Source organism: Pandoraea anapnoica (assembly GCF_902459765.1).
Lineage (GTDB): Bacteria > Pseudomonadota > Gammaproteobacteria > Burkholderiales > Burkholderiaceae > Pandoraea > Pandoraea anapnoica.
On record NZ_CABPSP010000003.1, the window covers coordinates 489,022 to 501,564 of the forward strand.

Below are 12,543 nucleotides of genomic sequence, written 5' to 3' on the forward strand. Positions count from 1 at the left end.
GTAAAATGGAGTCGATGAAAGCTTCCGTGATTTTCCCCGCTACCGCCGCACAAGTCGAGCCATCGGCACCTCCGAATGCAAAGGAAGTGTCGTCCTCGCGCGACATTGCGACGTCGTCGGCCCTCGATCAGCAGGGTCTGGCCGCGCTTGCGGTGCAAATCAGAGGGTGGGCGCGCGAGCTTGGCTTCGGTCATGTGGGCATCACGGACATCGACCTCTCGCATGCCGAAGCGGGTCTGCAACAGTGGCTCGACGACGGCTGTCATGGCGACATGGACTACATGGCGGCCCACGGTATGAAGCGTGCGCGGCCCGCCGAGCTGGTCCCCGGCACGGTGCGCGTGATCAGCGCCCGGATGAATTATCTTCCCATCGACACCGACCTCGCCCAGTGGCGCAAGCGCGAGATGGCGCGTGCCGAGATGCCCGGCGAGGCCGTGGTGTCGCTCTATGCCCGGGGACGCGACTATCACAAGGTGCTGCGCAATCGCCTGCAACAACTGGCGGATCGCATCACGCAGGCCATCGGGCCGTTCGGTTATCGCGCGTTCACCGATTCTGCGCCGGTGCTGGAAGTCGAACTCGCGCAGAAAGCGGGACTCGGCTGGCGCGGCAAACACACGTTGTTGCTCTCGCGCGACGCGGGCTCGCTGTTCTTCCTCGGTGAAATCTTCGTCGACGTCCCACTCCCAGTCGATGCCGACGATGCGCATGAAGACGACAGCGCCCGCCCAAATACCGGCATGGATCGCGGCGAGCACTGCGGCCAATGCCGTCGCTGCCTCGACGTCTGCCCGACGGGCGCGATCACCGAAGCGTTTCGCGTCGATGCACGTCTGTGCGTGTCGTATCTGACGATCGAACACAAGGGCGCGATCCCCGAGCCGCTGCGCGCCAAGATGGGCAACCGCGTTTACGGGTGCGACGACTGCCAGCTCTACTGTCCGTGGAACAAGTTTGCGCAGCCGTCGCCGCTGCCCGATTTCGCACCACGCAACAAACTCGACAGCGCGTCGCTCGTCGAACTGTTTGCGTGGACCGAAACGGAATTCATGGACCGGCTCGCGGGCAGCCCGATTCGTCGCATCGGTCACGAGCGATGGCTGCGCAATCTCGCCGTCGGCCTCGGCAATGCGCTGCGGGAGACGCCCAATGCCGATGCACGCAATCCCATGCGTGATGCGTTGCTCGCGCGTCGCGATCATCCCTCCGCGCTGGTGCGCGAACATGTCGAGTGGGCACTCGCTCAGGAAGGAGTTACGGTTTGAGCACGTCTGAGAGCATGCAAGTTTCCGAGCCGATGCTCACGCGCAGCACGTCGCTCATCGACCAGTTCTGCGACACGATCTGGCTCGAAGACGGCCTGTCGCGCAATACGCTCGACGCCTATCGTCGCGATCTGCGTCTGTTCGCGGAGTGGCTGGCAGACGAAGCGAAAGCATCGGACGCAGCGAATGGCGCGGACAAATTGCACGACACCCCGCCGACGATGTCCCTCGACACTGTGGACGAGGCGGCGCTCTCGGCCTATCTCGCGTGGCGTCGCGAAAGTCTGGCAAGCAGCGTGAACCGACGTCTGTCCGTCTTCAAGCGTTTCTACCAATGGGCGCTGCGCGAACACCTCGTGCAGCAGGATCCGTGTTTGCGGATTGCGTCGGCCAAACGGGCGCAGCGATTGCCCTCAACCTTGTCGGAAGCGCAGGTCGAGGCGCTGCTCGCCGCGCCGGATCTCACGCAGCCGCTCGGTCTGCGCGACCGCGCCATGCTGGAACTGATGTATGCGAGCGGCCTGCGCGTGTCGGAGCTGGTCGCGCTCAAGACCATCGAAGTGGGACTGAACGAAGGCGTACTGCGGATCTTCGGCAAGGGCGCAAAGGAGCGGCTGGTGCCGTTCGGCGAAGAGGCGAACGGCTGGCTCACGCGATATCTGGCGCAGAGTCGTGGTGTGTTGCTCGCGGGACGCGCGTGCGACACGCTGTTCGTGACGCAACGCGGCGAGGGGATGACGCGTCAGGCGTTCTGGTATCTGATCAAGCGGTACGCGCTGCAAGCCGACATTCGCGCGCCGCTCTCACCGCACACGCTGCGTCACGCGTTCGCCACGCACCTGATCAATCACGGCGCAGATCTGCGTGTGGTGCAGTTGCTGCTCGGTCACGCCGACATCTCGACCACACAGATTTATACCCACGTCGCGCGCGAGCGTCTCAAGTCGCTGCATGCGCAGCATCACCCACGCGGGTGACGGTCGCAAATCGGGCCGTGCCGCGTCAGAGCATCGTCTTGAGCTTGTGCTTGAGCACTTTGCCGGTCGACGCGGCGGGCAGGGCGTCGAGCACCCGAATCTGCGCGGGACGCTTGTACGGCGCGAGACGCTGTGCGGCCCAGGCGGCGAGCGCCTCGACATCGATCGGATGTCCCGGGCGTGCTTCAACAAACGCGATCACCTGCTCGTTGCCGACGTCCGCGTCGGCCGGTCGCCCGAGCACGGCCACCTGAAGCACGTCGGGATGACTCGCCAGCGCTTGCTCGACTTCGATCGGATAGACGTTAAAACCCGAGTGGATGATGAGTTCCTTCGCGCGTCCGGCGAGGAACAACGCGCCGTCCGCTGCACGACGTGCGAGGTCGCCGGTGCGCAGCCAGCCGTCTTCCGTCACGGTCGCGGCCGTCAGTTCCGGTGCGCGGTAGTAGCCGAGCATCACGTTCGGCCCGCGCACCCACAGCTCGCCGACGTCGCCCTCGATCACATCCTTGCCGTCGAGTCCCACGATACGCACCGCGACGCCCGGAATGACGGGGCCGACGGAGCAGTCTTCGCGCGGCGCGTCCAGCAAGGTCTGGGAGACGGTCGGGCCGCTTTCGGTGAGACCGTAGCCGTTGTGGATCGGCAGGCCGTAGAACGCTTCGACACGCGCCTTGAGCGCAGCGTCGAGCGGTGATCCGCCGGAGTAGACGAAGCGCAGACGTGGCGCAATGAGCGTGGTGCCCTGCGTCGTCACATACGCCATCAGGCGCGCATGCATGGCGGGCACGCCTTGCAGAATCGTCAACCCGTCGTGCGCGAGCGAGTCCAGCACCGCCTCGGGGGTGAAGCGTGCGGCGAGACGCAACGTGCCGCCGGCGTACAACGTCCCGAGACACACCGACGTCAACCCGTAGACATGCGAGATCGGCAGCACGCCATAGGCGATGTCGTCCGCGCCGACGCGTCGCAACGTGCTCGACACGGCCGCGATGAACATCAGATTGCGATGCGACAACCGCACGCCCTTGGGCGCACCGGTCGTGCCCGTCGTGTAAATCAGCGCCGCGCACTGTTCGGACGGATCGTTTTGCACCGGCTCGGCCGTGCTGGCGGGATCGACGTCCGACACCGCCAGCGCGCCCAGCGCCAGATCGGTCCAGGCAACCTTGGCGGCGTCGGTGCGCGCGTGCGCGGCAGCGTCCGGGGAGGCATCGATGGCGTAGACGGCGCAGCGCGGCTGCGCGTGCTCGCGAATCACCCGCAGCTCGGCGGCAGAAAGGCGGGCGTTGCAGAGCAGCGGCCACGCGTCGAGCGAGGCGACGGCGAGCAGCAGCACCACATACGCGATGCCGTTCTCGCCGACGATCATCACCCGATCGCCACCCCTGACACCGTGCTCGCGCAGGCGCTTTGCACACGCGCTCACGGCATGCGACAGTTCGCCGTACGTCATCCGGCCGAAGTCGTCGATCAGTGCGATGCGCGACGGCGTTTGCGCTGCGATGCGCGTCGGCAGGCTATCGATGCGCGTCGGCAGGTCGGCGAGGAACGCGCTCAAGGACGAGGCTGAGGACGCCGCGTCGGCGTCGGTCGGCAACGGAAGCAGGGGCGATATATGTGAGGCGGGCATGGCGGCATTGTAATGCCCGATGAAGCGATTGCTTACAATTCGTAATTAACGAACCCTAAGGGTCTCGCATGCACGCATGCTTGAACGCCTGCGACGCGATCCGTGAACCGACTGCATTTTTACGATATGAAATCCAAGGCCACCGCTGAAACCCCTGCGACCAAACAGCTTCGCGAAGCCAAGGTCGCGTTTCAGAACCACTTCTACGAGTACCAGGAGCATGGCGGCACGCGTGTCTCGTCGGAAGCGTTGCAGGTGCCGGAGCACGCGGTCGTCAAGACGTTGATCATGGAAGACGAGGACGCCCAACCGCTGATCGTGCTCATGCACGGCGATTGTCAGGTGTCGACCAAGGCACTGGCGCGGCAAGCCGGACGCAAGCGCATCGAGACGTGCAAACCGGAAGTCGCCAATCGTCATTCCGGCTTTCTGGTTGGCGGCACGAGTCCCTTCGGTACACGCAAGCGCATGCCGATCTTCATGGAAGCGTCGATTCTCGAATTGCCGGAGATCTACATCAACGGTGGACGTCGCGGCTATCTCGTCTCGATGGCGCCCTCGGAAATCGTGCGGGTGCTCGCGCCCACACTCGTCAATGTCGCGCTCACCGACTGAGTCGGACTGAGCGCTCGGCCACCTTCGCAGCCGCGCTTATACATCAACGCGCCTGTCTGGATTTCAAGAAATCGATCATCGCCACACTGTTGAGCAAAATCTGACTTGTCAGATTTTGCTCAACTGCGCACGTCCCTACGATGACGTCATGTATCGGACGGAGGCATGGCGATGGACGAGGCGAAGGGTTTGGCAAGGCAGGCAATCGGCATCTGGCGGGGGGGGCGTCATCTCGTTGGCGCAGCGCTGATCAGCGTGCTTGCGCTCGCTGTGCCGGTGTCGATGCCAGCGCATGCCAACGTCACCATCTCACCGATTGCCAGCGTTATCGCGGGCGAGAGGGCCCAGGTCAGCGTCATCCGTGTCACTTCTCAGTCGCCGCAGACGCAATACGTCGACGTGAGCGTCAAACACATCGTCGATCCGGCCACGGACGCCGAACATGAGATTCCCGTCAGTCTCGCGCAGGGCGCCGGCCTCGTTGCGTCTCCTGCAAAGTTCGTGCTCGCTGGCGGAGCGAGCCGACTGGTGCGTGTGGTCTCGCTCGGACGACCTGAGATCGAAACGGCGTACCGCGTCTACTTCCGGCCGGTTGCGGCGCCCGACGACGCACACGCTCAATCCTCCCTTACGGACTTCGATCCCGACGTCCACGTGAACTTCGTGTGGGGCGCGCTGGTGCGGGTCGCACCGAAGACGCCGACGCCGGAACTCAGGCGTACGGAAGACAACCGCGGTCTGCGCAACACCGGCAACGTCAGAGCGCACGTGCGCGCCGTGGGGCACTGCACCGGAGACGCCGACAACACCTGCGACTGGCTCGACGTTGGTCGCAGCGTCTACCCCGGTCAGACGCAAGCCTTTCCCGACACGCTGCATCGCTTGCCGGTGCGCATCAAGTATCTGCTCGACGGCTACGCGGACGCGCAGGTGATGCACCTGCCACTTGTGCCGTAGACAGTGCAACGGAGCCGCAGCGCTTCGCTTGTTTCCGGCGTCGCCGGAGACGTTCTTCAGACCCCCTCATCCACTTTCGCAAGGAATGTTATCCATGAAGATGTTCAGACAACTGGCCGCTGTGACGGCAATGGTGTGCCCGATGGCGCTCGCGAATGCGGCAGAAGTCGTGATCGATCTGAGCGCGAACGTCGATCCGACGCTGTCGGTGCTTCAGGCGAATGGCAGCCCGATGCCGCAGAACCTGGACCTCACCTATAACGCCGCGACAGGCGAGATGAGCGCGCCGACGGTGCAAACGCGCTTCTATACCAACGACGTGTCGCAGGACGTGGACGTGCGGCTGGGCAGCCTTGCGACGCTGGTGCACGCGACCGAATCCGCGTTGCCCGCGATTCCGCTGACGGTACGACTCGACGGCCAGACGATCACCACCGCGAACACGTCGCTGACGGCGGCGCAACTGTGGACGGGCGCTGTCTCGGGCGAATCGAGGACCTTGCCGCTGGCCATCTCGGGACGCGCGCAAGGGGCGAACCCGCCAGCTGCCGGCCGTTACGTCGGGCGTCTTGAGATGTTCATCGTCGCCTCCGCCGGGGGCAACCGCTAAGCCTCGTACCCGGTCCCATAGGCGAAGACTCGCCCCACAGCGCGTCTTCGCCGAGCCGCCACCTCCCCATGCCAACCGGTCGTCGTACGGTCCTGATTTTCCTGTTGCCGTTATTCACCGGCGGCGGACTTGCGCATGCGGCCACGCCTATGGCGACACCCGCAAGCACGCCCGCGAGCGCGCCGTCGCGCATTCCGCCTGGCTTCGAAGACATCGCGCTGGGACAGGTCGAACATCTCGACATCCGATGGCTCGGGCAATCGCTGGGCGTGTTTCCGGTCTTCGTGCGCCCGGACGATGTGCGTCTGGAGACGCCCGAGGCGGTGGCGTCGGTCATCGAGGCGCGCGTCGCCCTCGCCCCCGAGACTTCGATGCCGCTGATTGAAGCGCTTGGCAGACCGATGCAGCGCAACGGGCATCTGGTATGCGACGACACGCGTGAGCATGCCGGGTGCCGCTATCTCGAAACCGACACGGCGGGCGTCATCTTCGACGAGCGTCAGGGGCAGCTCGAACTCTTTCTCTCCAGCGCGTGGCTGCCGTCGAACAACGTGTCGGGGCCGTCGTATCGAGTGAATTCGGCCGGCAGCGAGCGTGCGCTGATCCACTCGCAGATCGTCAACGCGTCGACGACAGACCGATATCGAAACCTCACGATCATGGGCAACGGCGCGCTCGGAATCTCGCCCGCGAGCTATGCCGGATTCGCCTGGTCGCTCGTGCACACCCGCTACGGCAGCGTCGACGCAGGGGGCAATGGCGACGCGGGCGAGGTGACGCCGCGCGCGCGGTCGTCATCAATCGGTGGCACGCGTGCGCGCATCGATAGCCTTTACTACCGGCACGACTTCGGCTCGACGCATTACGTGCAGACCGGCCGCATGGATCAGCGCAATCTGTTCAGTGCACAAGGCGGCAGTTTCGGATTCACCCTGCTGCCGGTGGCGCGTTTCGACGGGGCGCGCATCGGCACGTCGATGGCCTACGTGAACGATGATGCCCATGCGCGAGGATCGCCGTTGACGGTGTTGCTGACGCGCGAAGCTCGTGTCGATGCCTACCGTGGCAACGAACTCCTCGGCAGTGGCTATTTTCAGGCAGGTGTGCAGTCGTTCGACACGCGCTACTTCCCCGAAGGCTCATATCGGGTCACGCTGCGAATCTTCGAAGGCGATGCGCTTGTCCGCACCGAAAGCGAGCCTTACTCCAAAGTCGGCGGCGGTGCGTTTGCGCAGGGCACGCAGTGGTTTTTCCAGGCCGGCCGCCCGGTGAGCGAGCATGGCGACGGCAATACGCAGGATCGCGAGCGTTTCACCGTGCAATCGGGCGTGCGTACCGCACTCGGTCACGGGCTGAGCGTGTCGTCGGGATTCGTCTGGCTGCCTGCCCGCGTCTACAACGAAACGCAGATCGACTGGCAACGGGCACATGCTTTCGGGCGGTTGACGGCCGCCGCCGCTTTGCTGGTCGGCTCGGACGGCGCGCGCGGCGATACGCAATCCGTCTCGTTCTCCAACGGGGTCGGCGTGAGTCTGTATCGCTATCGGATGCGCGGTGCGAGCTGTCGCCGTTACGGCAATGGTGCGCGCGTCGACGGTGGCAATTCGGTCGACATCGGTTGCTACGACTCGCTCAATGCGAACGTGTCCATTCCGCTTCGTCGATGGCAGGGCAATGCGGGCTACAGCCAAAGCCGCCAGTACGGACGTCCTTCGATGCACTACGACGCACAGCACAACGACATCCCCTGGCAGCAAAGCGACCTGCGCAACGGTATGTCGCGAACTGCGCAGGCAACACTCAGCCGTGCATTCCGATGGCGCAAGCTCAGCATCGGAACGCGCGTGGGCGCCTATCACCGGCGATATGCGGACGCGGGACGCCCCGACACGGGGGCCTTTCTGAGCGTATCGGTCAGTGCGCACCGTCCGGCCGCCGCCGGGCGCAGTGCGTCGACGTATACCAGCGCCGGGACGGACGTGCGCACAGGCAGCGGCGATGACCGGCGGGTGCGGGCCGACGTCTCCGCGTCGCATACCTGGTCGTGGGACGACACGTCGCGCCGGGAACTGATGCTGGGGCTGAGCGGTAGCGACTTTGGGTTGAGGCGTGTGAGCGATGCGATGGGGGGCGCGGGCGGCGGCACAGCGAGCCTTCGCGGCGTGGTCGACGGCCGGTATGGCGATGTCCACGCCATGCTGTCGCGCAGCTTTCGGCGCGGGGGCGCGGGCGACGCGAAAGGCGCGTTCACGGGCGGCTACGCGTCAAGTCTGGCGGTGACGCGAGCGCGCGTCTGGTTCGGCCCCGCGATGCTGGGGAGCGAGCCGCCTGCTGCGGTCGGGCTGGTGGTCGATGCGGGCGAGGAAGCCGAAGAAGTCGATGACGAGCACGTTGGGGCCGCCGCGACGCTTCAGGTCGGCGGACGTCCGCAGACGGTCGGTTTCGGCGACTCGGCACTCGCGCCCATTGGCGGTTATCGCGTCCAGTCGGGGGAGATTTTCGAGGCACGCGAGGGCGTGACGAATTATGCGGTTGGGCTGCTGCGCGGCGCTGGCACACACGACTATTTTCTGACGCCGGGTCGCATGAAGGTGCATCGCGTGACGGCTGCTCGCAGTTACACCTACCTCGGGCGTGCACTCGGTCCGGACGGACTTTCACTCGCCAATGCGCGCGTGCTCAGTCTGCCTGCATCGCCGCTCGACGACCGGGGCGAGTTCCTGATCGAGTCGCCGCACCGATTAACTGAACTCTATCTGCTCGACGGTGCACAGCCGATGCGTTGCGACATTCGTGTCGTCGACCGGCGCGACGTGATTTATCTGAGCGGGCCGACGCAGTGTGAGGTCGTTGCACTACACGCACTGCCGCAGGCATTACAGGCGCAGACGCGCGTGCAACGATTGCTGGGCGATGCGAGGTCGCGCGGGGATCGGCAGGCGGGTCTGGAGGGTGCACATCATCATCGTTGACACGCGTCCCGAGCGTCGGGACCGGTGTTGGGTGTTGAGCATGTCACGAGAGGGGGATTACCGCAATGAAGGGACAACAGGGATACCTCACCGGGAGAGGGAAGCGGTTGGCGATCTGGGCGGCCGTCGTCGCAGGCATGGCACCTGCGCTCGCACAGTCGCAAGCGTTCGAGCCCCGGGACCATCACGAAAGCGTCTCGCTGACGTTCGACCTGTCGGCGGTACCGGCCGACTGGCGATTCCGTTCTCAACTCGCTGCCCATTACACGCCAGGCGATATTCGCGGCTCGCGAACGGCGTTCGTCTGTCGTTCGGCGGTCGATACCGCGCTCGGTGCCTGTGCCACCACGCCCGCGAACCTCGCGGAAGGGCCGCCGTCACCCGTTTTCCTGCGCTTCACGGAGCAACGATCCAAGCTGCAAGTCGATGTGGGCCTGCTCGCGGCCAGGGCTGTCACCGTGAACGGAAGCACTTGCAGGCATCGACTGACGGCGTTCAACTCCAACCGGAACTTCGTCTCATGCGCTGGGCGGCCGTACGACGTCTCACGCTACCTGCTGACGATCCCGCGCACCGAGCTGGAGAAGATTCCGGTCGGCGGCATCTGGCGAGGCCGCTTTGAATTCGATGTCAGAACGGTAGGCAGCAGCGGTCCAAGTGCCGTGCACAGTTATGACATCGAACTCAATGTGACGGATATCCAGAACGCGCAGATCTACTTCCCCACGCTGTCGAACACTGCGCCGCGCGTTGCTATGGATTTACGCAAGCGACCCGGCCCGAACTTCCAACCGATCGTCTACGGCGGGCGATCCGTCGATATGTGCTTTTACGACGGCTTCGGATCCAACTCGGCGGGTGCCTTGCGCGTGCGCGCGACCGACTTGCAAGATTCGCAGCCGGGCAGGCCGCCGGGGGCCGGGCTGATGGTGTTACGAGGCACGCCCGGCCATCTGCCACATCAACGAATCGAATACCGCGTGGGGCTGACGCATGCGGGCACGCATCGGTGGCTGAGCGTCGGCGATGCGGGGGGCGGCGTTTTCTCCCCTGTGGCACAGTCGCCGATCCGGATCGTTCGCCTGCCGGGCATACCGACGCCGGTCGCCTGCTCGCCGGCCACGCTCACCTTCGAAGTCACGCCGTTCGTCGAACGCGAAAAGGACGCCGGGGGATATGAGGGGCGGCTCAGGATCGAGACGTTTGTCGACGCTGCGAAGGTGTGAGGGCTGTGGTGTATGCGTGGCAGAAGAGTTTGCGACTCACGCGTCGCCACGGCTGGCCGCCGCGAACGGTGGTGAGAGCAGCGTCGGCACGGGCACCGTATTCGTTGCGGGCCCCTGCGGTGTCAGGTTGTCCGGCAGGCCCGTTTGCATCGCGAAGAGATACAGTTGAGCGTCGCTGTCGATGCCCAGCTTTCGCATGGCGTTATGCTTCTGCGCGCTGATGGTCTGCTTCGTGCGGTGCAATGTTGCCGCGATGGCCGTGATCGACATGCCCGACACGTATAGCCGAAGCACTTGCGACTCGCGCTGACTCAGCAAGGTCGTGCGCGCTTTCGTAGGCGCTTTCGCGGATCCCGTTTGCGTTGAGGGCGGCGGCGCGAGCAAGGCCGTACGGATCGCTGCCAGACGCGGCACTTGACGTGGGCGATGCGAATCGTCGGCGGCTGGCGTTGCATCAGGTGCGGCGTTGGGAGAAGCGGGCTTGTGCAGCATTCCGTGATAAAGGGCATGGATCGCGGCCGCGACCTCGTCGATGTCGCGCGACTTGCAAACGGTCGAGGCCACGCCGAGATCGGTCATCTGCCGGATCACCAGCGGACTGTGCGTGGTAGTGAGCGCGAGAATCCGGACGTCGGGAAACGCTCGGTGCAGCGACTCGATGAGCCACGCGCCCTCGCCATGGCGCTCGCCAGATAGGGCGGCGTCAGTCACGAGCACGTCGCACGGCGTTGTCGTCAGTATGTCGATGACGCCCGCGACGCTGCGCGCGGTGCCGAGCACTTCCAATGCGGGGTGTTTGCCCAGCTCACAGACCAGTCCGGCCACGACGGCCGGTTGATGATCAGCGATGACGATGCGGATGGCTGTCATGGTTCAAATCGCTCTCCTGACCCGCCTCATCGCACGAGGCGCACGCCCAAAAGACCGGTACGCTTCGATCACGGTTCCGTAATCTGCGTTGTTAGTGCGCACTTGGCGTAAATTCCCAAGGCGTCGCGGCAAGTGCGCAACCCCGTGTTTGCCAGAATGGGGGGGCACGGCGTCTCAAGTAGAATGGCGGCCATTACAAATCTTCCTCACGTCAGAAGTTCATGGCCACACTGGTTTTTATCGTTCTCGCGTATCTGATCGGCTCGGTGCCGTTTGCGGTGATCGTCAGCCGCACGATGGGACTCGCGGACCCGCGCAGTTACGGCTCGGGCAACCCGGGCGCCACGAACGTGCTGCGTTCGGGCAACAAGAAGGCCGCCATCCTGACGTTGATCGGCGACGCACTCAAGGGTTGGTTGGCGGTTTATCTGGCGGAACGCTTCGCCGACGCTTGGGGGGGCGGCGATTTCGGACTGGCGGCTGTGGCGCTCGCCGTGTTCCTCGGCCATCTGTACCCGGTGTTCCTGCGCTTTGCCGGTGGCAAAGGCGTGGCGACGGCGGCGGGCGTGCTGTTTGCCATCAGCCCGATTCTGGGGCTGGCGGTGATGGCGACGTGGCTGATCATCGCGATCTTTTTCCGTTATTCGTCGCTCGCCGCGCTGGTCGCGGCCGTGTTTGCGCCCCTTTACTACGTCTTCATGTACGGCTTCGGGCCGTACTCCCCGGCGGTGATCGTCATGGCGATCCTGCTGATCTATCGCCATCGCGCGAACATCGGCAAGCTGATCGCAGGCAAGGAAAGCCGCATCGGGCAGAAGAAGTAGACGTGGAGACGGGCGAAGGCATTGCTCGTCGGCCCAATAAAAAACCCGCAGCGAGTCTGCGGGTTTTTTGTGTATGCAACGAACGCGGTGACGCTTAGTCGCGGAAGTTGTTGAAGTCGAGCGGCGTGTCGGTGACATCCTTGCGCAGCAGCGCCATCGCGCTTTGCAGGTCGTCGCGCTTGGCGCCCGCGACGCGAACGCTGTCGCCCTGAATGCTCGCCTGCACCTTCATCTTGCTGTCCTTGATGATGCGCACGATCTTCTTGGCCAGGTCGCCTTCGACGCCCTTCTTGACCTTCACGACCTGCTTGACCTTGTCGCCGCTGATTTTCTCGACCTTGCCGTAGTCGAGAAAACGCACGTCGACGTTACGCTTGGCCATCTTGGCGACGAGCACCTGCGTGACCTGATCGAGCTTGAAGTTGTCGTCGGCGAAGAGCGTGAGTTCCTGCTCCTTGTGCTCGACGCGCGAGTCCGATCCCTTGAAGTCGAAGCGCGTCGAGATTTCCTTGTTGGCCTGCTCGATGGCGTTCTTGACCTCTACCATGTTGGCTTCGCTAACCACGTCAAACGATGGCATCTGGCTCTCCT

General features: G+C 64.4%; 11 protein-coding genes. 8 read left to right on the plus strand and 3 right to left on the minus strand.

The genetic code is table 11. The annotated features are described in order from the left end of the window. Nucleotides 1–5 precede the first annotated feature (5 nt). A complete protein-coding gene (queG, locus tag PAN31117_RS07875) occupies nt 6–1,268 on the plus strand; it encodes a tRNA epoxyqueuosine(34) reductase QueG (RefSeq protein WP_150737672.1) in 1,263 nt (420 codons plus the stop codon). Nucleotides 1,269–1,282: 14 nt separating this feature from the next. After that, complete coding sequence (gene xerD / locus PAN31117_RS07880; RefSeq protein ID WP_150737758.1) at nt 1,283–2,245, plus strand: site-specific tyrosine recombinase XerD; 963 nt, start codon at nt 1,283–1,285, stop codon at nt 2,243–2,245. A gap of 25 nt (nt 2,246–2,270) precedes the next feature. Here xerD and PAN31117_RS07885 read toward each other — a convergent pair whose 3' ends face one another. Beyond that, complete coding sequence (locus tag PAN31117_RS07885; protein WP_150737673.1) at nt 2,271–3,878, minus strand: class I adenylate-forming enzyme family protein; 1,608 nt, start codon at nt 3,876–3,878, stop codon at nt 2,271–2,273. Nucleotides 3,879–4,004: 126 nt separating this feature from the next. On the opposite strand from PAN31117_RS07885, the gene PAN31117_RS07890 reads away from it, so the two are divergent. The 5 genes from PAN31117_RS07890 (at nt 4,005) to PAN31117_RS07910 (ending at nt 10,258) form a co-directional block, all read left to right on the plus strand. Next, on the plus strand, nt 4,005–4,493 hold the full coding sequence (locus PAN31117_RS07890; RefSeq protein ID WP_150737674.1) for an aminoacyl-tRNA deacylase: 489 nt from the start codon (nt 4,005–4,007) through the stop codon (nt 4,491–4,493). 165 nt (nt 4,494–4,658) lie between these two features. Then, nucleotides 4,659–5,450: a fimbrial protein TcfA gene (locus PAN31117_RS07895; protein WP_150737675.1), complete on the plus strand. Its 792-nt coding sequence runs from the start codon at nt 4,659–4,661 to the stop codon at nt 5,448–5,450. Nucleotides 5,451–5,544: 94 nt separating this feature from the next. Continuing rightward, a complete protein-coding gene (locus PAN31117_RS07900; RefSeq protein WP_174990867.1) occupies nt 5,545–6,060 on the plus strand; it encodes a CS1 type fimbrial major subunit in 516 nt (171 codons plus the stop codon). 68 nt (nt 6,061–6,128) lie between these two features. Continuing rightward, nucleotides 6,129–9,032, plus strand: coding sequence for a TcfC E-set like domain-containing protein (locus PAN31117_RS07905; RefSeq protein WP_150737677.1), 2,904 nt, complete (start codon nt 6,129–6,131; stop codon nt 9,030–9,032). Between the two features lie 65 nt (nt 9,033–9,097). Next, complete coding sequence (locus PAN31117_RS07910) at nt 9,098–10,258, plus strand: CblD like pilus biogenesis initiator family protein (protein ID WP_150737678.1); 1,161 nt, start codon at nt 9,098–9,100, stop codon at nt 10,256–10,258. Between the two features lie 36 nt (nt 10,259–10,294). On the opposite strand, the gene PAN31117_RS07915 is transcribed toward PAN31117_RS07910, so the two are convergent. Then, nucleotides 10,295–11,128 carry a LuxR C-terminal-related transcriptional regulator gene (locus PAN31117_RS07915; protein WP_246188956.1) on the minus strand — a complete coding sequence of 278 codons (834 nt, stop codon included), beginning with the start codon at nt 11,126–11,128 and terminating at the stop codon, nt 10,295–10,297. Between the two features lie 221 nt (nt 11,129–11,349). Here PAN31117_RS07915 and plsY point away from each other — a divergent pair, with 221 nt between their 5' ends. Continuing rightward, complete coding sequence (gene plsY, locus PAN31117_RS07920; protein ID WP_150737679.1) at nt 11,350–11,952, plus strand: glycerol-3-phosphate 1-O-acyltransferase PlsY; 603 nt, start codon at nt 11,350–11,352, stop codon at nt 11,950–11,952. A 94-nt stretch (nt 11,953–12,046) separates the two neighbouring features. Here plsY and PAN31117_RS07925 read toward each other — a convergent pair whose 3' ends face one another. Next, nucleotides 12,047–12,532 (minus strand): YajQ family cyclic di-GMP-binding protein, encoded by a 486-nt coding sequence (locus PAN31117_RS07925; RefSeq protein ID WP_046292980.1) that lies wholly within the window; start codon nt 12,530–12,532, stop codon nt 12,047–12,049. Nucleotides 12,533–12,543 lie beyond the last annotated feature (11 nt).